At 38.3% G+C, this 20,228-nt stretch carries 16 protein-coding genes and 2 other annotated features; of the genes, 12 read left to right on the forward strand and 4 right to left on the reverse strand.

The window, feature by feature from the left end:
- The first annotated feature begins 2 nt into the window (after positions 1–2).
- From AC0VYC_RS03980 to AC0VYC_RS04005, 6 genes are all read left to right on the forward strand, one after another.
- On the forward strand, positions 3–833 hold the full coding sequence (locus AC0VYC_RS03980; RefSeq protein WP_268439320.1) for a DNA alkylation repair protein: 831 nt from the start codon (positions 3–5) through the stop codon (positions 831–833).
- A 245-nt stretch (positions 834–1,078) separates the two neighbouring features.
- Positions 1,079–1,840, forward strand: coding sequence for an HNH endonuclease (locus tag AC0VYC_RS03985; protein WP_475389505.1), 762 nt, complete (start codon positions 1,079–1,081; stop codon positions 1,838–1,840).
- Between the two features lie 188 nt (positions 1,841–2,028).
- Positions 2,029–2,252 (forward strand) — a binding site (T-box leader).
- Positions 2,253–2,289: 37 nt separating this feature from the next.
- Positions 2,290–2,514, forward strand: a binding site (T-box leader).
- 51 nt (positions 2,515–2,565) lie between these two features.
- Entirely contained in the window at positions 2,566–4,485 is a 1,920-nt protein-coding gene (thrS, locus tag AC0VYC_RS03990) for a threonine--tRNA ligase (protein ID WP_251211134.1), read from the forward strand.
- A 173-nt stretch (positions 4,486–4,658) separates the two neighbouring features.
- The gene (locus AC0VYC_RS03995; protein ID WP_046342964.1) at positions 4,659–5,225 is read left to right on the forward strand and encodes a hypothetical protein; all 567 of its coding nucleotides are present in this window, start codon (positions 4,659–4,661) and stop codon (positions 5,223–5,225) included.
- 17 nt (positions 5,226–5,242) lie between these two features.
- On the forward strand, positions 5,243–6,535 hold the full coding sequence (locus tag AC0VYC_RS04000) for a hypothetical protein (RefSeq protein WP_475389508.1): 1,293 nt from the start codon (positions 5,243–5,245) through the stop codon (positions 6,533–6,535).
- Between the two features lie 355 nt (positions 6,536–6,890).
- The gene (locus tag AC0VYC_RS04005; protein ID WP_024720262.1) at positions 6,891–7,172 is read left to right on the forward strand and encodes a hypothetical protein; all 282 of its coding nucleotides are present in this window, start codon (positions 6,891–6,893) and stop codon (positions 7,170–7,172) included.
- 56 nt (positions 7,173–7,228) lie between these two features.
- Here AC0VYC_RS04005 and AC0VYC_RS04010 read toward each other — a convergent pair whose 3' ends face one another.
- Positions 7,229–8,737, reverse strand: coding sequence for a helix-turn-helix domain-containing protein (locus AC0VYC_RS04010; protein ID WP_256689102.1), 1,509 nt, complete (start codon positions 8,735–8,737; stop codon positions 7,229–7,231).
- 700 nt (positions 8,738–9,437) lie between these two features.
- On the opposite strand from AC0VYC_RS04010, the gene AC0VYC_RS04015 reads away from it, so the two are divergent.
- From AC0VYC_RS04015 to AC0VYC_RS04030, 4 genes are all read left to right on the forward strand, one after another.
- Entirely contained in the window at positions 9,438–15,590 is a 6,153-nt protein-coding gene (locus AC0VYC_RS04015) for a SpaA isopeptide-forming pilin-related protein (protein WP_475389511.1), read from the forward strand.
- A 21-nt stretch (positions 15,591–15,611) separates the two neighbouring features.
- Positions 15,612–16,214: a class D sortase gene (locus AC0VYC_RS04020; protein ID WP_041506702.1), complete on the forward strand. Its 603-nt coding sequence runs from the start codon at positions 15,612–15,614 to the stop codon at positions 16,212–16,214.
- Positions 16,207–16,533, forward strand: a complete 327-nt coding sequence (locus AC0VYC_RS04025; protein WP_024720266.1) for a hypothetical protein — start codon at positions 16,207–16,209, stop codon at positions 16,531–16,533. The genes AC0VYC_RS04020 and AC0VYC_RS04025 overlap by 8 nt, the downstream gene beginning before the upstream one ends.
- 310 nt (positions 16,534–16,843) lie before the next feature.
- On the forward strand, positions 16,844–17,656 hold the full coding sequence (locus tag AC0VYC_RS04030) for a leucine-rich repeat domain-containing protein (RefSeq protein WP_427244063.1): 813 nt from the start codon (positions 16,844–16,846) through the stop codon (positions 17,654–17,656).
- A 40-nt stretch (positions 17,657–17,696) separates the two neighbouring features.
- On the opposite strand, the gene AC0VYC_RS04035 is transcribed toward AC0VYC_RS04030, so the two are convergent.
- The 3 genes from AC0VYC_RS04035 to AC0VYC_RS04045 form a co-directional block, all read right to left on the reverse strand.
- A complete protein-coding gene (locus tag AC0VYC_RS04035; protein WP_007496650.1) occupies positions 17,697–18,011 on the reverse strand; it encodes a DMT family transporter in 315 nt (104 codons plus the stop codon).
- Positions 18,012–18,356, reverse strand: coding sequence for a DMT family transporter (locus AC0VYC_RS04040; protein ID WP_335350758.1), 345 nt, complete (start codon positions 18,354–18,356; stop codon positions 18,012–18,014). It abuts the gene before it with no gap.
- Between the two features lie 80 nt (positions 18,357–18,436).
- The gene (locus tag AC0VYC_RS04045) at positions 18,437–18,994 is read right to left on the reverse strand and encodes a TetR/AcrR family transcriptional regulator (RefSeq protein WP_046344945.1); all 558 of its coding nucleotides are present in this window, start codon (positions 18,992–18,994) and stop codon (positions 18,437–18,439) included.
- 194 nt (positions 18,995–19,188) lie between these two features.
- Here AC0VYC_RS04045 and AC0VYC_RS04050 point away from each other — a divergent pair, with 194 nt between their 5' ends.
- Together AC0VYC_RS04050 and AC0VYC_RS04055 are read left to right on the forward strand one after the other, a co-directional pair.
- Complete coding sequence (locus AC0VYC_RS04050) at positions 19,189–19,737, forward strand: VanZ family protein (protein ID WP_061418407.1); 549 nt, start codon at positions 19,189–19,191, stop codon at positions 19,735–19,737.
- Positions 19,734–20,198 (forward strand): DUF6884 domain-containing protein, encoded by a 465-nt coding sequence (locus AC0VYC_RS04055; RefSeq protein ID WP_024720270.1) that lies wholly within the window; start codon positions 19,734–19,736, stop codon positions 20,196–20,198. Before AC0VYC_RS04050 ends, AC0VYC_RS04055 begins: the two co-directional genes overlap by 4 nt.
- Positions 20,199–20,228 lie beyond the last annotated feature (30 nt).

The following is a 20,228-nucleotide window of genomic DNA, read 5'->3' on the forward strand; positions in this document are numbered from 1 at the left end:
TAATGCCAATAAGTGAGGAGATCATCAATCGGAAAGGCGCTCGAAAGGGAAGTGACATTCCTCATGACGTCTTGCCCCTTTTGAATCAAGGGGAGATAGAGAGTGTAAATTTAACTGAATGGCTAGCGGTCAATCATATGACGCTAATACAGCATGTCCTGCCGTCCCTTGGCTTAGACGATCATTTGGACTATGTTTCATCTGAAGTTGCCAAACAAAAATCTGAGTCAGGCATGAAAGCAATTTGTCTCATAGGTCATTTGTTAGATGAAGTGCTGCAGGAAGAAAATGAGGAAAAACGAGTGGAAGTCATACAGGCATGCAGTCGCCACATATCTGATAGCGTTCGCTGCTGGGCGGCTTATATGAACAAGCAGCATTCATCCTCTTTGGAAGAGAAACTAGCGTACATTCAGCCATTTGCAGCTGATCATCATTTTGGTGTTCGCGAAATTGCTTGGATGTCAGTGAGAGACAGTTTAAGTGATCAGCTCGATCAAAGTATAGAATATTTAACAGAATGGGCAAAAAGCGAGGATGAAAATATTCGCCGGTTCTCTGTAGAGTCGATCCGTCCAAGAGGTGTATGGACAAAGCATATTGAGTTATTAAAACAGGAACCAGAGAGGGCACTGCCTATTCTAGATCACCTCAAATCTGATCCATCAACATATGTTCAAGATTCTGTAGGAAACTGGCTGAATGACGCTAGTAAAGCACAGCCGAATTGGGTAAGAAACCTATGTGAACAGTGGTCAAAGGATTCTGATACAAAAGCGACTAGCAGGATTGTTAAAAAAGCCAAGAGAACGATTGTGAAGGGGAATTTGTGAAAAAGAACATGAACTAAATTTCCTTTTTTGAGGGATTCTTATCTAAATGATAGGAAATTCTTAGAGATTTGCAGGTTTATTATTCAGAAGTACTATTCTTCAGAATGGTACAAATTTCGTTTTGTTGAGTCAAAGATTGCTTTTGTAATACATAATTCAATAGAGCATATTAATTCTTCTGACTAAAACTAGAAATAATATCTATCTATAAAGAAAACAATATACAGAGAGAGTGAGTAGTACCATTGATGAATCAAGATACTTTTGCTGAATGGTTGAGAACTTATGCAAATATAAAACCATACTCTATTGGAAGATACTCTAAAGCAATTGGCACAATATCCTCAGAATTAGAAGACTATGGATTACAGAGTATTAATTTATTTAATTTAACTGATGCTGCCTTTATTGATGAAATTCTTAGTAATTCTGAGTTTAAAAAGAAAAATGAAAAAGGACACAGGATGTATAGTGTAGCTTTAAAGCATTTAAAAAAATACATTGAGTATTATTATGATTCTGAGTTACAGGCAGAGCTGTTCAAAGAGGAGCAGCAGTTTGAAAAGTACCTAATAGGAAATCCTGCTGATGTCAGCAGAGCTGATATTGAGGATAAACCAAATGATAAGCCTAAACATAGGTTAGTGAAAAATAGAAAGGTATGGAGTAGAAATCCTAATTATGCAGTTGGGGCTGTAGCTGATGCACATTATTTATGTGAGTTTGATAATCAGCATAAACACTTTATTTCTAAGTTTAATGGAGAGAATTATGTAGAGGCTCACCACTTGATACCAATGCAATATCAGGATCAATTTGATCACAGTTTAGACATCCATGCTAATATTGTTTCAATTTGTTTAGTCTGTCATAAGAAAATCCATTATGGACGATTTGAGGACAAGAAAGAAATATTAGATAAGCTATTTCACAGTAGGAGAGAGAGACTTCTTAAATGTGGAATTGATATAGAAATTTCACAGCTATACACGTATTATCAGGATTGAGAAATCTAAGGGAATTATGGCTGGCTTAAGATTACTATCCAAATTAGGATACTAATTGAGTATTTAATACAAATTGATTATAGCCTAAGTACAGTCACTCAAAATGTCATTTGAAGAATAAAATTCAATAGCACTGTACAAAATAAATCTTTACATCATTCCCCATCATCATGTAATATATGGAGAAATCAAAAGCGAAGAAAAGGACATGAGCAGCTTTTATCGGTTCACAGAGAGGGAAGTCACGGTGAAATCTTCCTAACGCAGAAAAGTTGTCTTACCACCTTTGAGCTGTATTGGGGAAATTACAGTATCCAATACCGTCTACGCCACGTTACGGCACCAGAGCCATAAAGCGAATACGCATTATGGGAATTTGGGTGGAACCACGGATCACACATTCGTCCCTTTATGAGGGATGGGTGTGTTTTTTTGTTTACTTTTATAGCATGATTGCTTTGAAAAGGACATGAGCAGCTTTTATCGGTTCACAGAGAGGGAAGTCACGGTGAAATCTTCCTAACGCAGAAAAGCTATCTTACCACCTTTGAGCTGTATTGGGGAACATTGCAGTATCCAATACCGTCTACGCCACGTTACGGCGCCAGAGCCATAAAGCGAATACGCGTTATGGAAATTTGGGTGGAACCACGGATTACACATTCGTCCCTCTATGAGGGATGGGTGTGTTTTTTTATTTCAAAAAAGAGAAAGGTGTGTCAGTGATGAGAGAAAAAATGGTAAAAATTCAATTTCCAGATGGAAAGATCAAGGAGTTCTCCGCAGGTACGACAGTCGCAGAGGTTGCCTCCCATATTAGCCCAAGTTTAAGAAAAAAAGCAGTAGCGGGAAAGATCAATGATCAGACAGTGGACTTAAGTTATCCGTTAAACAACGATGCGGGGGTTTCGATTCTAACACTTGATTCAAAAGAAGGGCTGGAAGTGTTACGTCATACAGCTGCACATGTATTAGCCCAAGCTGTGAAAAGGTTATATGACAATGTGACACTGGGGATCGGACCTGTCATTGAGAATGGATTTTACTATGATATGAAGCTGAATCAAACGTTAAGCGTAGAGGATTTGGCAATGATTGAAAAAGAGATGAAAAACATCATAAACGAGAATCACCTTATTCAAAGAATGGAGGTCTCTTACAAAGAAGCTGAAGTGATGTTTGCACATGATCCATATAAACTGGATATTTTAAAAAATCTCCCTCGACAAGAAGCCATCACGATTTATCAGCAAGGAGAATTTATAGATTTGTGCCGTGGACCTCATTTGCCTTCTACAGGGTATTTAAAGGCATTTAAACTAATGCGTGTGGCAGGGGCATATTGGCGGGGAGATAGCAATCAGGATGTCTTGCAGCGAGTGTATGGTGTAGCATTTCAGCATCCAAATCATCTAGCTGATTATCTTCATTTCATGGAAGAAGCAAATAAACGTGATCACCGGAAATTAGGGAAACAGTTATCCCTCTTTATGTTTTCAGAAGAAGCGCCAGGCATGCCGTTTTATTTACCAAAAGGTCAGATTGTCAGAAATGAATTAATGGCCTTTTCTAGAGAAGTGAGAGGTCAAGCGCAATATGAAGAAGTAAGTACTCCATTTATGATGAACCAAGAACTTTGGGAAAAGTCAGGCCATTGGGATCATTATCATGAGAATATGTATTTCTCAGAAGTAGACGATACAAGTTTTGCTTTAAAACCGATGAACTGTCCAGGGCATATGCTCATGTTCAAAAATAACTTATATTCCTATAGAGACCTTCCAATTAGAATGTCTGAATTTGGTCAAGTGCATCGTCATGAATTTAGCGGAGCATTAAATGGATTGTTCAGGGTCAGAACATTTTGCCAAGATGATGCCCATATTTTTTTAAGAGAAGATCAAATCGAAGCTGAAATCAAACGGATTTTTCAATTAGTTGATCATGTGTATCGGACATTTGGTTTTGAGTATTCAGTCGAACTATCCACTCGCCCAGAAAAAGCATTAGGGGATGACGCTATTTGGGATATATCCGAAATAGCGCTAAAAAATGTGCTTGATCAGTTAAAGATTAACTACTACTTAAATGAAGGAGATGGGGCATTTTATGGTCCGAAGATCGACTTTCATATTCAAGATGCACTAAAGCGGAGCCACCAGTGCGCCACAATTCAGCTGGATTTTCAAATGCCAGAGAAATTTGATTTAACATATATCAACGAGAAAAATGAAAAGGTGCGGCCAGTTGTCATTCATAGTGCCATTTTTGGTTCACTTGACCGGTTCCTTGGTATTCTCATTGAACATTTTGCCGGCGTCTTCCCGTTATGGCTCGCACCAATCCAAGTACAAATCATACCTGTCTCAAGCGTTCACCTTGATTACTGCATAGAGGTGCAGCAGCAATTAAGAAATATCGGAATTAGAGTCACAATCGATGAACGGAATGAAAAACTCGGCTATAAAATGAGAGAAGCACAAATGCAAAAAATTCCTTATATCGCTGTCATTGGAGATACAGAAATGCAAGAAAAAACACTGAACATCAGACAACATGGAGAAAAAATGTCAAAGCTGCTGTCTATTGATGACTTTAAACACTTGGCAGCCCAGCAAATAAAAGACAGAACAGCTCAAATATGATGTGCTGATTTCATGAAGAAGGAAAAGACGTCCATTGAATGTGGACGTCTTTTCATTTGTGAAAAAGCCGAATTGACAATTGAAAGGGAAAATATTGAAACATTTTTTCGTTAAAATCGTAATAAGGATAGAGCGTTTATCAGAAAAATTTGAAACGAGGAGGAGTTTATCACATGGAACAAGCTGCACTAAAAAAGATGAGGACAAAACAAATCGCTATCTCTAATTTATTTGTCGGACTTATGATCATCATTTTTTTTATGTTGATTCAAATTGTTAAAATCAAACTGACACATTTCCTTTTTTGTTTAGGAATTCTAATGCTTATTCAAGGCATTTTAGGCTTTATTAGAAAAGGAACAACAAAGTCTTTCATACCTATTTTAGAGCAGGTAGCTATTTATGAAAAAGAGAAATTAGGGAAAGAGTGGGAAAAGGAAAAACGGTTAGATCATGTGTGGAAAATCATATTGAGTGTCATTATGTTTATTCAATCATTCACTTTACAAAATGTGGATAATGCATTCAGTGACGTCGATCCTGCATTGATCATTTTCTTGTTTTTGATGGTTCTAGCCATTTTAAATATAAGCATGCTTTTTCGTTTTAGAAAAATTGACCGATCGACTGTAGGTGAATTAACAGGCTACACAAAAGAGTCAAATATAATGGCAATCGCTTTAGGATTTTTTATGGCAATCATCATCTTCATCTTTATCGTTATTTTTGTTCTTCCATAAAACATCATCATTTTGAGGTGAATTCATTGAATGCAAACATTCAACAACTAATCGATCAGACAAAGGCGAAATTTGGCTTAGATCTTTACTACCTAAAAAGACACAGTTTTCATCGCTACGTCAATATGTTCAATGAAACGGTGTATACATTGAATATGGAATGGTTTCCCTCTCATGAAACGGAACCCGAGGACCATGATCTAAACCCAGACGGCACAGCTGTCATTGAAGTGAACTTGAATACAGGACAGACCGAGTCGGTTATTTTTGTTATGGACAAAACCTATGCGCAGCATGGTGTCACGTTTAAGAGACCTTATCCAGCTCATGTCATTCAATGGATCGAACAAGAAACAGGATTGATCTATGGAGAGCATTTTCATATGCATCAGAAGGAGAAAGGGGAACTTTCTTTCGAAGAAGCAATAGATGGTGTGAAAGTAGCACCTTCAGGCAGAATCGAAGTGAAATGGAATGAACATGGACAGCTCATGTACTTTACACACCACGGTCCATTTTTAGCCAAAACATTACTGAAAGATGAGGAATATGTGCTTTCCCTTGATCAGGTGAAGAACTTAGCCAAGCAGCAAGTACAGATGTTTCAATGGCCTTCCTTCGAGCACAATCAAATCCGTTCTATTTATGCTTTAGAAGAAATCTATGTGAAGAACGATGGAACGGGAACTCTTCCGTTTGAGGTTGGGCGTGAAGAAACGCATTGTATACACATGAATGAAGTCATTGAGTGGAATGAACTGATAAACAATGCCTTTGAAAAAAAGGAAATGGACATTCATGAGGACATTTCAGCTGAACAAGCTTTCTCATTGGAACCGTCACCAGATTCCCTCCCGATATCAAAAGAAGACCAGGATGAGTGTATCAAAGCGGTTCGAACCTTTTTGGCGCAAAAATATTCAAACGATACAGGGAAGTGGGTTCTAAAAACACTCCAACGTGATCATGGATACATCCATGCGATATTAAAAACGAATGAGCAAGAAGGCTGTGGATTTATGGATAAAATCAAGGTCTTCATTGATGCCAACACTTTTGAAGCCATTAATTACATATATAAAAAAGAGATGTTTCAAGTATGTGGGATACTCAATCCATCTCAAACAGCTAGTGAAATCACCATAACTCAGAAACAAGCCTTTGAAACATTGAGAGAACGCCTCGAACTTACACCCATCTATGTCTATGACGATGTGCAAAAACAATATGTTTTATGCGGCAAGCTCGATTGTCATGATGGCGTTGATGCAGTGAGCGGCGAAGTGTTCTCTTTGACAGACTTTTCATAACTTCCAAAAGAACAGTCAGTGCTGTTCTTTTTTTTGTCCCATCTCCCTCTTTTTTGCAGAAAAATGGAATTTTGTAGCAGGAAGTTGTCGTTTCATCACGAAAGAAAACAGGTAAGAATATGATCATAGGTCCATTGTTTGAATTCGTGGTGGAGTCAATGAGATGACATAGGAAACGTTATACATATTGAACATTCGTGACAGTACAGTCGATCTACAGTTCATGTCTAAAAAGTGAGTGATCATGTCTCAAGCCGTATGCGAAAATACGTGTACCGAGATCATATGATGAGTTGGTTCCGTTTGTTTTTAGGTGAGTTTGAAGCCAAGTTAGAAGAAAGTGAGGATATCTACCTTGAGTACATTGGAAGTGTTTCGTCAGTTTTTGGTTGACCATTATCCTGCGTTACAAGATGAGCTTTGGCTGAAAGATGTTGATACCCTTCGAATCTCTCCTATTCTTCATCCTTTTCTGAAAAGCAAGCTGCCAGAAGGGATTGAAAAATTCACTTGTGTCCTATTCACGCAGCAAACAGATCAAACCACTGCCCCGCTCAAAGTATACCTTTTATTAGATGAATATGGGCAATCGCTTTACGCCATTGATTTGATGAATGAACAAATCGTGCTTCATTAATACAGAACCAAAAAGCTGCTTGAGAATATCTCAGCAGCTTTTTTTTATGATGAACATTAGTTTGTCATATCAACCAATCTTCGGTGTAAGTTGTCCAATTCTTTTTTTGTTGGAAAAGAGCTGATCAGCAGCGTAGATCGACCGAATTGAAGAGGAAGCTCAGTATCGGTCACAATCATATCAACCCCAAGTTGATCCATCGTGACATCATTTAACGAATTTTCTGGACTTGTGAAAATGTGAATGAGAGGAGGCACGCTTAATTTAATTAAATCAGCAATAAACAAACTATGATAATAACCTAATGTTGAAGTAACAAAAATGTTCAGCACGTTTCTCCGTTCCATCTCCAAATGAACAAGCCCTCTCCAGGAAGATGTAATGATACGAATCAATTCCCGTTCATTTTTCACAAAAGAAGCGAGGATATCGTCTGTTTTTAACTCTTGGATGATATGACTAATCCTCGAATAGAAGTAAGGAAACTGTTTTTTCACCTCTGATAAATAGCTCGATTTCTTTTTGAAAAGGAATCCATCTCTCACGGTAATTTCATTGGAATACACATAATATTGGAGAAGAACGAGTGTCATCACCTTACGATTTGCTATTTCTTGATGAAAAATCGACTCCAACTGGGTGATAAATGAATGAATGGCATCATAGAGGCGTGGTGTATGCGACTGAAAGAACGTCAATTTTTCTTCGACAGTTTCAATTGATTTAAAGTGTCCAATAGCTGGTTCGATCAATAGCAAAAAGACAAATTCATGATGATCCAGCGTCACATCAAATACGTCTTTGGCCATTCGGCAGATGTGCTCTTCCCATCTTCTAATTTGATCATAGATTCCTTTAGCTGTAGAGGTTTGTTTTTCTTCATTCATTGAGTATGTATATTTACGGCTGATTGTAAAACCTTTTCGCATTCGGTGAATGGAAACGCCGAGCCACAGGCAGTATTTATCTATCGCGACATCTGGTACATTGACTTCGAGCACCTGAAATAGTTCTTGTAATAAATGAACTGCGTCTTGTTTTTGAATATCATCAAATGGCCAAAGCCGGCTTCCGTACACTTCAAATAAAAATTCAACAAAGAATTGACGAATCTCCTTCTCATTTCCATGAAACTGCATACTATCTGGGCGTAACTCGATGTCATAGGATGTAAGGATCGAGTTGATTTTATGAATCGTGTTATATAATGTGGATCTACTGATATTCAGCGTGTCCATCCATTCATAGAAAGATCTGTTTTCTTCAAAAAAAATGCCGTCAATCAATCGAATTTCAATCGTATCCTTTAGAATTTCTTTGATATAGTAATCCACTCGTATCGTCTGCGTATTACAAATGGATATGCCTTGTCTTGGCTTTATGTGGATTAACGGTTCTCCATTCTCGGTTTGGAACGATTTCATTTGTTCTATATCGCTTTGAATGGCTCGAACAGAACCGATATGTTCATTCGATATCTCTTGAAGGCTCCACCACTTATTTTTGGATACAAGCAATTTTAAAATGTTTATCCATCTCTTTGATTTATTATCAATGAGCTCCATCAAACAACTAACTCCTTTCTTTGGCTTACCTCTATATATTATGAAGTTCAGATGAAGAACATTTGAGCTCAAAATAGGCATGAAATGATTGTAATGTTTTGCCTAAATCGTTTTGTCTACACTTTTGATGATAAATGAGAAAAAAATTAGACGAAAACAAATGTTATTCGCTGATTCTCCATATTTTTCTTTTAAAAGGTGATAAGTATGCCATGAATCCTATAAAAATGGATCATTTTGTTTATTTTTTTGCTGCTTAAACGGTAAATGTAAGAATAAAAAGCATCGGCTTTTTGATTACCATATGGAAGGGAGTAGAAGGAATGCGATCTATATGATGCTGAACTATCTCACCATACATACCATATGAGTCATGCTTGTTTTATATGAACGTTCTATATGTGAGTACATGCTTATATATGCATGTACTAATCATTTGTTGTTCGTTCCAGTATAAATAGAAAAATTCACATGTCTTCTTTTCATGTTCCCTCTCACTATTCCCCATTGCTATAGACCCCTATCCAGCTACTATATCTACTACTCATGATGACCTTTCAAACTCATGATTGATCAACTCATTTTATTCATAGGGTCTTAAGGTGCAATTTTTAGAAAAATTTGATCAGAAGCGGAGTGATTGATCAGGCAGTATACAAATGATTTTTTAATCGTTGTTGAAAAATAATTGTAGAAAAGGGTGGATGTATTGAAAAGAATATTGTCGGTGGCACTGATGACCGTGTTAGTCATACAGTCTAGTATATTAGGAATCTTGCCTTTAGCAGGGGCACATGCTAAAGACATTCAAGAGAATATTTATGGGAATATTGAGTTTGCTGATAGCGAAGGAAACAAGTTATCAAGCATAGAAGATCAGCAAGTTAGAAAGGCCATTGTGCATTGGTCTATTAAAGGAATTGATCTCAAAAAGCAATATCCTTATATTCTCTCTCTTCCTTCAGTCATTCAGGTAGAGAAGGAGCAGAAAGAACTCATTACTGTCGATGACATACCTGTTGGTGAGTATACCGTTTCGAAACAAAATGAAGTGACGGTCACATTCAATGAGGATATTGAGCTTGATCCGAATTTAGAAGGATCTATAGATATTGACGTCACCAGTATAGCTGAGAAAAAAGAGAAAACAAAGCAAAACGAGCGTGAAGAAAATCTTTCAAAAGATGATTCAACCTCATCGGAGAAAGACAAAGCTGCTAACAATCAAGAAACTGTTCAAAAGACACAAAGTGATGAAGATGAGTTACTAAAAAACAAAGTGAACGTGTCTAATCGTGTAGGATTGCAAAGTGTCTCAAAACAAATGACGATCCAAGAAAATCTTCTCACTGATGCGCAATTGATATTTGAAGATCAAGAAGGAAATTCAGTAGAAAGGCCTGATATCAACTCACTGATTTCCATTAACTATAAGTGGGCCATCCCGAATGGTCATAACTATAATGGCGGCGATGAATTCCATTTCAAGGTTCCAGAGGAATTAGTCATTTATGAAAAAATCGATCGTCTCGAGATGAAATTTAATCAATCGACCATCGGTTATTTTTCTGTAGATGAAAGCGGAAATGCCTCCATCGAGTTCACAGATTTTATTAAACAATATTCAAATATCCAAGGAACACTTCAAGTATGGACACAATTAGATAAAAAAACAGTGATCACTGAAGAAAAAGAAGTGGTGATTACCCCGATTGAAGGCAAAGATGCGATATCGATCCCGATTCAATACATTCCAAATGGTCCAAATGTCTCTAAAAAGGGAGAACCCAATCGATCTTACAATGCTGAAACCATTCAATGGACAGTCGATTTTAATATGGACTTAGATGATGTGAAACAAGCGAAACTGTTAGATCCGATTCAAGAAGGTCAAGCGTTAAAAAAAGATTCAATCAAGCTTTATCGTGTAGATACAAAGCTAAATGGTGAAACATCGCTTGGACAGCTGCTTGACGAAAACCACTACACAATCGGCCAAACAGCAGATGGTCAAGATTTCACGATTGAATTTAAAGATGACGTGCATCTCGCTTACCGTTTAATGTATGAAACGGACATTACGAATCAAGATCAGTCTGCGTTTCGTAATAAAGCGTCCCTTGTTTCTGCTGATAAAGTGATTAGTTCAGCAGAAGGAACAGTGAATGTGACAAGAGGCAGTCCTTTAAATAAAAAAGCCGCCCACTACGATCCAGTCACACAAACGATTACTTGGGAAATTCGGTATAACTATAACGAAAAAAAGCTGGCTCAAAAGGATGCTTTGATAGAAGACTTCTTTAACGGTACACAGGCGCTAATATCTGACTCAATTCAAGTCAAAGAAGTCACAATTGATCAGAACGGCAACGAAGCAGGAACAAAAGCATTTGAAAATTACGTGGTTCAACCTCAAAAAAAGGATGAACAAAACGGGTTTACCTTGCAATTCAATCAAGAAATTCAATCGGCTTATCTCATCACATATCAAACAAAAGCAACTGATCGAATTTTCGAAGCTGAAGAGATTATCAATACTGTGACAGCTGGCAAAGAGAGCAAACAAGCGAAGCAAAGAATTGATCAGCAAATCCTAACGAAAAACCACGGAACACCGAATTACAAGAACAAGACCATTCCATGGCATATCACCTTTAACAAAGATCAACAAACCATGAACAACGTGATATTAAAAGATACGTTCACAAACGAAGGATTGACGCTGCAAAAAGATAGTTTAAAAGTGACGACAGGTAATACAGTGCTTGAAGAAGGCACAGATTATCAAATCGTTGAACATGCAAATGGATTTGATATTCAATTTACGAAAGAAATCAAGACAGAACATACCGTCACATATACAACGTCTTTTGATTATGAAAAAAGAGCAGATAAAGATCAAAAGAACCTGCGTAACCATGTAAAACTTGAATGGATAAATGAAGATGGCAAGGATTTGACGAAGGAAAATCAATCTGTCTTTACGCCTGACACATACACGCAGTCAAATGGATTCAAGAACGGAACATATGATGCAAAGAAAAAAGAGATCACATGGAATATTGGTGTGAACTATAATTTGAAACATCTAGAAGAGGCAAAAATCGAGGATTTCATTCAAGGAAATCAGCGTTTGCTTAAAGATTCAATTATCGTCTACTCGCTTGATTTACAAGGCGGGGAAAATGGTGCGGAAGAAAAAGAAGTATTAGCGAAAGAACATTATGACATCAAATTCCTTGAAAATGAAAAGGGAGAATCAGGCTTCGAAGTCATTTTCAAACATGCCATTGACTCCCCATACAAAATCACGTATCAAACAAGTGTTGAAGGAATGGATTTAGTACAGAAAACCTACGAAAATAAAGCGACCCTTTATGATGGAAAGACGAAAGAATCAGATGTGAATGCTGTGGTGTCCATTCCAAATGGAGGGAAATACACGAGCAAATCAGGAAATCAACAAGGGAAAGTCATTGATTGGAAACTGAATATCAACTTTGGTCAATCAACAGTCCAAGATGCGACGATTATAGACCATCCGAGCAGTAACCAAGCCATAATAGAAAACTCATTTCATCTGTATTCGACAACAATAGATGAAAAGGGGCAAGTGACCAAAAAGGAAGAACTGGAAAAAGGGAAGGATTATGAACTAGACCTTGAATTCGATCCAGATTCTTTTCAAATCAAATTTAAAGAAGAAATCACGAGACCCTATATTTTAGAATACCAATCTCTCATTTTAGATAAGGTGGGAAGTACACTTCAAAACGAAGTAACGTTTAGAGGTGAAAATGTAAAAGAAATCAAAAAGGAATCCGAAGCCTCAATTGTGGTCAAACGTACCGCTGGCATGGGAGATGGCACAGGAGCGATTGGCGCTTTAACCATTCATAAGGTAGATGCGAGTAGTGGAAAAGCGCTAAAAGGAGCAAGCTTTTCACTGACAGATGCTGCGAGCGGTATCGTCATTGGAACAAAGACAACAGATGAAGAAGGAGCTCTTCGATTTGATCGTCTTCTGTATGGTGACTATATCGTGACAGAAGAGAAAGCACCTGATGGTTATTTGAAAACGAAGGAACCGATCAATGTCACGATTGATCAGCCTTACGAATCAGGAGATCAAGCGAAAACAGGAAATAGCATGACGGTGCAAAACCAAGAAATCCGTCAGCATGTCAAGCTCACGAAAAAAGATAAAGAAACGGGTGCGGCATTAGAAAATGCAGAATTTGAACTGAAAAATGAATCTGGAGATACCGTCCAAACCGATTTGAAAACGGATGAAAAAGGAGAAATCCTTTTCAAACATCTTGAGCCAGGTTCCTATTATTTTGTTGAGACAAACGCACCAAAAGGCTATCAATTAAATCAGCAAAAATGGCCGTTCACCATTAAAGAAAATCAAACAGAAACAACGGTTGTCACCGCAGTAAATGACATCATCAAAGGCTCTGCAGAATTGAGCAAAATAGGTGAAGGCGGAGAGAGACTAGAAGGTGCACAGTTCAAGCTCTTAGATCAAGACGGACATGAGCTAAATGGTTCGCTTGTCACAGGAGAAAATGGCAAGATCACGATCAACGAACTAAGACCGGGTACGTATCAGCTCATTGAAACAAACGCACCAGACGGTTATGTATTAGATGAAACGCCAATTAAATTTGAAGTACCACTTGATCCAAAGGAACCAGTCGTCATTTCGCAAAAGAACCTATATGAAACAAGTGCATTAGAAGTGATGAAAGAAGGGGAAGATAGCAAGAAACTTCAAGGGGTTCGATTTGAAATCCTGAATCAAAATGACGAAGTTGTGCGTAAAGATTTGACAACAAATGAAGATGGGAAGATTTTGGTCGATCACCTCAAACCGGGCAAATATCAGCTTGTGGAGACAGAGAGTATTGATGGTTACCAAAAGAAAAATAAACCTTATCCGTTTACCATCGAAATCGCACAAAAAAAACCGGCAGAGATCAAAGTGATCAATGATCTCAAAACTGGAGATGTTCAGCTTACGAAACTCGGTGAAAAGAATGATGTGCTTGAAGGAGCAGAATTCAAGCTAGTAGATGCAAATGGAAAAGAGATAAAAACAGGTCTCGTCACAGATGAGAACGGGAAGATCATCGTAAACGATCTGAAACCTGGAACCTATCAGTTTGTTGAAACGAAGGCGCCATTCGGTCATGAGCTTGACGAAACACCTGTTACTTTTGCTATTCCATTTAACCCTGAGAAGCTGGTCAGTGTGACAAAAGAAAATAGCCGCACAACTGGCGGAGTGCTGTTACACAAAAAAGGTGAAGATGGGAAATCATTAGAAGGGGTTGTCTTTGATCTATCTGATGCCAAAGGAAAGATAGTGGCAGGAGGAGAAGGGATTACAACCAATCAGGATGGAAAGATTACCTTCACAGGTCTAAAACCTGGAACCTATCAATTTGTTGAAAGAAAGAGTCTTGAAGGCTATGAATTGAGTACGAAACCACTTGTCTTTGAAGTTGAATTAGGTCAAAAAGAATTGATTCAAGTGGAAGCCATCAATCAGCTCAAGAAAGGTTCTGTAGAACTCACAAAAATAGGGGAAGAAAAAGAAAGATTGAAAGGCGCAGAATTTACACTTTTCAATGACGATGGTAAAGAATTGATGTCAGGTTTAACAACCAACGAAAAAGGCATCATCACTGTCAACGATTTGAAACCAGGCGCTTACCAATTGGTTGAAACGAAGGCTCCTTTTGGACATCAACTTGATGCAGAACCAGTAGACTTCAAGATTGATTTCAATCCAAATCAACTGGTGAAAGTGACAAAAGAAAATATTCGGACGACAAGTGCTGTGAAGCTTGAGAAAAAAGGGGAGGATGGTCAATTGCTCGCTGGCGTGACCTTTGACCTGATTGATGCGCACGGTCAGCGTGTGAAGAAAGACTTAAAGACAGACAAAAACGGTCAACTGACAGTCGATCAACTGAAGCCAGGAACCTATCAATTTATCGAAACAGCAAGCATTGCCGGCTATGAATTGGATCAGACACCTGTCTCATTTACGATTCGATTAGGGCAAGACAAACCAGCAAAAGTAGAAAAGATCAACAAACTGACGCCGGGAGCAGTGGAACTGACCAAAGTAGATGCTGAAGGACACACGCTGGAAAACGCAGAGTTTGCTCTTCAGAGTAAAGACGGGAAAACGTTGAAGAAATCACTTGTAACGGATCAAAAAGGAAAGCTTCACATCAACGATCTAAAACCGGGAGAATATCAATTCGTTGAAACGAAAGCGCCTCACGGCTATGAATTAGATGATCAGCCGATCCGGTTTACGATTGAGAAAAATCAGCAGAAGCCTCTTCAATTAACAGCGAAGAATCACTTGATTTTAGGAAGTCTGCGTATCATAAAGGTAGACCAGCAGACAGATAGAACCTTAAAAGGTGCAGCCTTTGACATTCGTACAAAAGCTGGGAAAACGATAAAATCTGTGACAACAGGAAAAGACGGAGAAGCCATTGTCAAAGGGCTTAAACCTGGTGAATATACACTCACAGAGACGAAAGCTCCAAATGGTTATGTAGCGTTAAAAAAACCACTCGCTTTTACAATTCAAATGGGCGAAGTGGAGATCAAGACATTGATTGTAAAAAATGCTCCAATGAAGAATGAAGTGGACCACACGAATCCTCCAGCTTCAGATCAAGGGGATCAACATCCGCCTCATGACTCAAACGGTGAATTGCCAAAGACTGGGGAAGAATGGCTTCGTTATTTGATGTATGCAGGGATTTTACTAGTAGTGTCTGGAACTGTTCTTCTTGTAGTCAGAAGAAGAACCATTCAGTAAAAGGAAGGAACGAGTGTATTGATGAAAAAAAGAACCTTATTAGGCAGCTTTTTGGTGGTCGCGGGACTAATGCTCATCTCCGTTCCTTTTCTATATGAGTGGCGAACTTCTCAGGAGACAGCAGCCATGGAACAGGCATTGAAAATGATTGAAGAAAATGACAGTGATGCCCTTTCTTCTATTCCACATTTAACAGTGTCAGAAGAAGACCTGCGAGATACGATGGAGCTTGAGATCCCGTCAATTGATTTAAACGAAAAAGTGCTTCCTGTTACAACAAAAGAAAATTTAGGGATTGCACTGACTCAAATCAAATCTCATCAAATGCCAGGTGAAGGAAATTTCACGATTGCAGGCCATAGAGGGTATAGAGGCGACCGGCTTTTCCGGCAGCTGCCAGAGGTGCCTAAAGGAGAAAAAGTCGTCTTACATCATCAAGCTGAAACATACGAATATAAAATTGTCAGCTCAGCTACGATTGAACCGACGGATGTTGATGTACTAAAGGATCGCGGGAAAAATGAACTGACATTGATCACTTGTACTCTTGATGGCCAGAAACGATTTGTCTTAAAAGGAATACGAATCAATGCTTCAAAGGATAAGCAACCGTCGGATGTATAACACCAACATAATAGATGATGGGTATGCTGGAAAAGCAGCGTTCACGACCGACATGTTACACCAACTGTTAGTAGAGCATTATCCCACTTTAAAAAACGAACGTTGGGATGTGGATATAGATACAATTCGGACTTCACCTATTCTTCATCCTTTATTAAGAAGAAAGATTCCGATAGGTATTGAAAAATTCACATGTGTTTTGTTCACGCAGCAGACAGAGTCCTTTGGAGAGCCTTTGATTGTGTACTTTTTATTGGATGAAAAAGGCGAATCGATTTACGCAATGGATCTCTTGCTAGAGCAGCATGATCCACATTAAACAAGAAATAAAAAAGGAAGGTCTTTAATTAACGGGTACGGTTTTAACGTGGGAAATTTGTATTAGTCATATAATGAGGACTCTAATTCGTATATGAATTGGAGTTCTTTTATTTGTTTATATGAAAGAGTACGAGCTATCGTCAAGACCTGTGCAGAATATATGGAGTATAGTGAAAATCGTTGATATGTTGTTGCTCCATATTTTAGATGATAAAGATTTTATAAATCGGAAAGAATAATATTTTGACTCCAAACTTCTGATAAAATTCATTTAGATATCCATCATTCGTAGGTGTGGAGGTAAAAGAATGCTCAAAGAAGACCCTGATTATATTTTTCGTCATGATGCCCAACCAGAAGTTGTTCATGATTTAGCCGATGTAGATGAAAATTCCACCGAGTTGTTAATCACAGGAAAAACAAAAAATATTGAAAGGTTGAACTCTTTTTCTAACCTCACGAAATTGTGGATTTACAAAGTGAGCCAAAAGGAATTCAATACGATCTTGAGCTTAGTTAATCCCAAAATGCTCTATATGCGTGAACTGAGAGTAGAAGATTTATCAATCATCAGTTCTCTTCAAGATGTTGAGGTATTGGCACTTGAATGGAATACAAAGGCACAAAGTTTATGGGATCTATCAAAAAACACTTTTTTAAAATCTTTATCCTTAACAGATTTTTCAAAGTTGAATGACATAGCCCCTTTGCAAAAAAACACTGGTTTAGAATGGTTGCAATTGTCAGGCGGGATTTGGAATACATTAAATTTAAATACTCTACAACCTTTAAGATACCTTAAGAATTTAAAATATCTGTGCTTATCAAATATAAAAGTGAAGGACGAGTCTTTAGAACCAATATCGGCATTAGAGGGACTCAAGGAACTTGACATTTCAAACCAATTCCCGACAGAAGAATACGCTAGATTATCCGTAACCCTTCCAAATACGAAGTGTGATCGTTTTGCACCATACATCTTTTTATCAAGTCCTATTGTAGATAAAGATGTAATGGTAATTGGAAAGCGGAAACCGAAATTAAATTCAAAAGTAGATGGGGAAAAATTACAAAAATACGAAAAACAATTTAAAGCGTACCAAGAAAAGTATAAAAATTAACTTAAAAAGCAATGGATAATCTATTCCATTGCTTTTTCTATTACGCAAACAACTTCAGCCCAACGACGCCAATCACAATCAGCAGCAAGCTGAGGATACGAATCATGTTTTTCGGCTCTTTAAATAGAATCATATTAAACAAGACAGAACCCGCTGTTCCAAGTCCAATCCAAACCGTATAGGCAACGGAGACTTGAACGGAAGAGAACGAGGCGTACAAAAACAAAAAGGATAAGGCAAATCCGCCGACAAATAAAATGCCTGTCGTGAGTTGCTTTTTCTTACTGAACATATTGAGACCAATGGTTCCGCCAATTTCGCAGGCAGAGGCTAACAGTACAAAAAACCAGCCCATTTATACCGCTTCTCCTTTCTGCTCATGTGCATCTCCATCAGACACTTTCAATCCAATAATTCCGAGAATTAAAATGCCCATAAATAAAAGCTTTTCTAATGAAAACGAACCGCCGAACAGCGCATAATCCATCAAAGACGTACCAATCGTTCCAACTCCGGCAAACACGGCGTACACAGTCCCAGTCGGCAGCTTCTCGCAAGCTTTCATTAAAAAATAAAAATCAACCGGGATCAGGCAGATAATGATCCCCCACTCCCACACAGCATCAGCTCTATTTAAACCAAACACCCAAAGTAATTCAAATAAACATGTGAGTGCAACATACATCCAGCTTTTTTTCATCGTATTTCCTCCTAAAACTGAAAACTGACGATTCGTCATTTTGAAGCCAAAAAAGAGCGTACAGCAAGTGCTGTACTAAGTTAAGGTGTCTCTATGCCGAGTGCGTAAAGAAGGAATTGCTTGACCTCTCGCTTTTGAATCAGAACCTCTTCTGTATCTGTTTCTGTAAATAAGTACATTTGCTCAGCTGATGATTCAAGTAAACCGATAATGAATTTCGCAGCATATTGACAATTCAAGTTCGCACGGACTCTTTTGTCCTGCTTTGCCTTTTCTAAAAAAGAAGCGACCCATTTGTAAATCGGCTCATAAATATCTTCCCATTCCTTTAAATGCTCGGTGGCAGCTAAGCCTGAGTAGGTGAGGGCAAGGACATCACGGTATTGCCTTGTAAAAGCGAAAATGAATTCAACAAGCGCATCTGCTTGATCGAGGACATCTGCATGCTGAGTGAGTTCCTTTTCAATGGCAGGTACCATCTGTGCAATCAGATGTTCAGCGATGGCAGGCATGACAGACAGCTTTGAAGGAAAATATAAATAAAAAGTTCCTTGCGCTACTCCTGCTGCTTTCACAATATCCGAAATGGTCGTCTTTTCGATTCCTTTTTCTTTAAACGCGTCAATGGCAGCAAGCATAATCTTATCTCGTTTCGACACATCATCACCGACCTTAAATGACTGAATGTCAGTCAGTTTAGCGGAAAAATGACGATTTGTCAATATGGGTTTCTCGTCATTGAATAGGAGAATAAGTGATGAATAGATGCGGGCAGGCCTGAATAAGCTGTAAATATGGTCAAGCATGATGTGAGAAAGGGGCAGCTCTCCGTATGACATACAGTGCGATGTTTTCCATGACTTATTTTCTCTTGCTCGTCCCGCTCTATTTACATATGAGATACAGACAGGCGAAAAAACAAAAACGATTTATCTATTTACGAACTGAAATCGTTCTTGCCTGTCTGTTTATGTATACAAATGTTTTATTATATTTGACGGTCTTTCCTAATCGGTTTTCCGCTCCAAGGGATCAGGTGAGTGTCAACCTCATGCCTTTGCAGTCCATTTATCAAAATCTCCATGCCTATCATCATGGCTATCCCAATCTTGTTTTTTTAAATTTGGCAGGGAACATTTTGTTATTTGTGCCACTTGGTTTTTTTCTTTATCAAGCATTCCGAACCTTGCGCTGGCAAAAGGCAATTCTTGCTGGCTTTTTCTTGTCAACAATAATTGAAGTGCTTCAATGGATATTCTCGCAATCTGGTATGATTACAAGAAGCAGCGATATTGATGATATTCTCTTAAATACACTTGGCACAGCGCTAGGTTGTATGTTGTATCGGATGTATCAACGAAGGAAGGAGAAAATCAAGTGAAGCGAGTTTGTATCATTCCATGTGGGGCGAAGAAAATGTGGGACGTCCATCCAGAGGCAGGGAGCCAGCCGGCGAACCTCGTTTATTTAAGTCCGCTGCATCAGCGTACGAAAAGCTATGCCCGAACGTTCTTTTCAGACTACCTAATCATTTCAGCGAAGCATGGATTCTTAAAGGCAGATGATATTATTCATGAAAATTATGATGTGGCTTTTGGTACACCGCATACTGATCAGATAACAAGAGAAGCACTAAGTCAGCAATTTCATGAAAAACATCTCACTGCATATGATGAATTAGTGATACTAGGTGGAAAGAAATATCGAAAGGTAATCGATCCGTTATTACTTCCTCATCAGACAGCGATTTATCCGCTGGCTCCATATAAAGGAATTGGCTATATGCTTCAGGCGTTAAAGCAAGCCGTTGAGACAAAAGTAGAACTTCCGCCGCATATTTAACGTATTCACATCTACCGGTAAGCAGGGTTT

This window comes from Bacillus sp. iso_77 (assembly GCF_056173625.1).

Bases quoted from the DNA above. Each gene is read 5' to 3' on its own strand.
- AC0VYC_RS04045 (WP_046344945.1), bottom strand. From the start codon at position 18,994: ATGCTTGCTGCCATTGACGCGTTTAAAGAAAAAGGAATCGAAAAGACG.
- AC0VYC_RS04025 (WP_024720266.1), top strand. From the start codon at position 16,207: ATGTATAACACCAACATAATAGATGATGGGTATGCTGGAAAAGCAGCG.
- thrS (WP_251211134.1), top strand. From the start codon at position 2,566: ATGAGAGAAAAAATGGTAAAAATTCAATTTCCAGATGGAAAGATCAAG.
- AC0VYC_RS04030 (WP_427244063.1), top strand. From the start codon at position 16,844: ATGCTCAAAGAAGACCCTGATTATATTTTTCGTCATGATGCCCAACCA.
- AC0VYC_RS04020 (WP_041506702.1), top strand. From the start codon at position 15,612: ATGAAAAAAAGAACCTTATTAGGCAGCTTTTTGGTGGTCGCGGGACTA.
- AC0VYC_RS03980 (WP_268439320.1), top strand. From the start codon at position 3: ATGCCAATAAGTGAGGAGATCATCAATCGGAAAGGCGCTCGAAAGGGA.
- AC0VYC_RS04050 (WP_061418407.1), top strand. From the start codon at position 19,189: ATGACATACAGTGCGATGTTTTCCATGACTTATTTTCTCTTGCTCGTC.
- AC0VYC_RS04040 (WP_335350758.1), bottom strand. From the start codon at position 18,356: ATGAAAAAAAGCTGGATGTATGTTGCACTCACATGTTTATTTGAATTA.
- AC0VYC_RS03995 (WP_046342964.1), top strand. From the start codon at position 4,659: ATGGAACAAGCTGCACTAAAAAAGATGAGGACAAAACAAATCGCTATC.
- AC0VYC_RS04035 (WP_007496650.1), bottom strand. From the start codon at position 18,011: ATGGGCTGGTTTTTTGTACTGTTAGCCTCTGCCTGCGAAATTGGCGGA.
- AC0VYC_RS04010 (WP_256689102.1), bottom strand. From the start codon at position 8,737: ATGGAGCTCATTGATAATAAATCAAAGAGATGGATAAACATTTTAAAA.